Origin of the sequence: Bradyrhizobium sp. PRIMUS42 (genome assembly GCF_023006515.1) — a bacterium.
In the GTDB taxonomy this organism is placed as follows: Bacteria; Pseudomonadota; Alphaproteobacteria; order Rhizobiales; family Xanthobacteraceae; genus Bradyrhizobium.
Genome location: NZ_JALBGZ010000982.1, coordinates 1 through 1,854, shown reverse-complemented (window position 1 = coordinate 1,854; position 1,854 = coordinate 1). Strand labels below are relative to the sequence as shown.

Here is a 1,854-nt window from a genome sequence, read left to right as displayed (position 1 = left end):
GGGTCTCGACCTGAAGCGTGGTGTGGCCGATGCGGAACGAGGCCTTCAGCAGCTGCGCGGTCTCCATCAGGAAGGCATCGCCGGTGCCGGTGGGCATGACGAGGTGGCAGGCTGCCGGTCTCGTGCAGCAGGCGGCCGACCAGCGTCGACTTGCCGTGGTCGACATGGCCGACGATGACGATGCGGACCTGGGGGCGCGTGGTGCCGTTCGGGGTCGCAGGCGAAGCGGGGGTGACGATCATGTTCATAACGCGCTCGCGTCCTTGATCAGAGATAGCCGGCGACGCGAAGGCGCTCGAAAGCGTCCTCGGTCTCGTGGTCCAGCGCGCGCCCGGCACGCTCCGGCACCTTGGTCTGTTCGAGCTCGATCAGGATCTCGTCGATGCTCGTGGCGTTTGAGGCGACCGGATTGGTGATGTCCTGATCGCCCAGCGAGCGGTAGCGCTTACCGTTCTGCGACAGATAGAGCGGGATGATCGGGATGTTCTCGCGCTTGGTGTAGGCCCAGATGTCGGCCTCGGTCCAATGCAGGATCGGATGGATGCGCAAGTGCGCGCCTTGCGGCGGCGAGGCGTTGAAATGATCCCAGAACTCCGGCGGCTGGTCGCGCACGTCCCAATTGCCTTCGAGGCCTCGCGGCGAGAACACGCGCTCCTTGGCGCGCGTTGCCTCCTCGTCGCGGCGGATGCCGGCGATCAGGCCGTCAAAGCCGTATTTGGCGAGCGCCATCTTGAGGCCCTCGGTCTTGCGCGCGGCGGAACGGGCGGCGGGCGGCAGCGTCGGATCGACGGCATCGATGGGCGGGCAGGGCTCGACACGCAGATCGAGCTCCCACTCTTTGCCGTAATGATCGCGGAACCGATACATCTCCGGAAACTTCTTGCCGGTGTCGACATGGAGGGCCGGGAACGGCAGCCGGCCGAAGAAGGCCTTCCGCGCCAGCCAGATCATGACGTTGGAGTCCTTGCCGAGCGACCACAGCAGCGCGATCTTCTTCAGCCGGGCGAAGGCCTCGCGAAAGATGTAGATGCTCTGCGCCTCGAGCTGGTCGAGATGGTCCATGCTGGGCGCAACATCAGCAGAAAATTCTTGCGAGCCCCCGCGGCTGAGGGGGCCCGGGCTGCTCACTCCGACAAGCGCGGAATCGTCCTTGAGAAGATGCATCTCTGCCACTTTGCGTTTGGAGGCGAAAATTCTATAGTCACTGCGCGAAGTAGAAGAAAAAATTTTCTCTTTGCGCGCTCGAAACGACACATATATAGAAAATAATTCCAGTCAACCCCGTATCGGGGGAAGCGAGTATCGTATGCGGTTCTTGCCGGTGTTTCTCGATCTCAAGGCCGGTCCGGTGGTTCTCATCGGTGCGGGCGAGCTTTTGCGCGCCAAGTTGCGCGTGCTCGCGGCGGCCGGCGCGCGCATCCGCGTGCATGCGATCGACGGCAATCAGGATCTGGGGCTCAGCTCTGAGGACGCAGCCCGCATCGAAATCGCGGCCGGCGATCCGCTCACCACCGATCTCTCGGGTGTCATCGCCATCGTCTGCGCCGGAGCAGGCGACGTCGGCGTTGCGATGTCGGCGCGGGCCAAGGCGCTCGGCCTGCCCGTCAACGTCATGGACGACCTCGAGCATTCCAGCTTCATCTTCCCGGCAATCGTCGATCGCGGCGATGTCGTGGTCGCGGTCGGTACCGGCGGCACCTCGCCGGTGGTGGCGCGACGCGTGCGCGAAAAGATCGAGGCGCTGCTTCCGGCGCGCATCGGCGAGCTCGCCGAATTCATCGGCGGCTTCCGCAAAGCCGTCAATGAGCGCATCGCCGAGTTTCCGCTGCGCCGCCGGTTCTGGGAGCGGGTGAT

2 protein-coding genes and 2 pseudogenes are annotated in these 1,854 nt (G+C 64.5%); 1 reads left to right on the top strand and 3 read right to left on the bottom strand.

Going from position 1 to position 1,854, the window contains the following annotated elements; genetic code table 11:
- From MOV75_RS36550 to cysD, 3 genes and pseudogenes are all read right to left on the bottom strand, one after another.
- Nucleotides 1-109 (bottom strand): annotated as a pseudogene (locus tag MOV75_RS36550) (cation transporter); the annotation flags it as partial.
- Nucleotides 105-248: pseudogene (locus tag MOV75_RS36545) on the bottom strand (GTP-binding protein); the annotation flags it as partial. The pseudogenes MOV75_RS36550 and MOV75_RS36545, both read right to left, overlap by 5 nt.
- Nucleotides 249-267: 19 nt before the next feature.
- Complete coding sequence (cysD, locus tag MOV75_RS36540; RefSeq protein ID WP_246932144.1) at nt 268-1,062, bottom strand: sulfate adenylyltransferase subunit CysD; 795 nt, start codon at nt 1,060-1,062, stop codon at nt 268-270.
- A 244-nt stretch (nt 1,063-1,306) separates the two neighbouring features.
- Between cysD and MOV75_RS36535 the strand changes: the two genes are divergently transcribed.
- On the top strand, nt 1,307-1,854 hold a 548-nt coding region (locus MOV75_RS36535; RefSeq protein ID WP_247007811.1), incomplete at its 3' end, for a bifunctional precorrin-2 dehydrogenase/sirohydrochlorin ferrochelatase.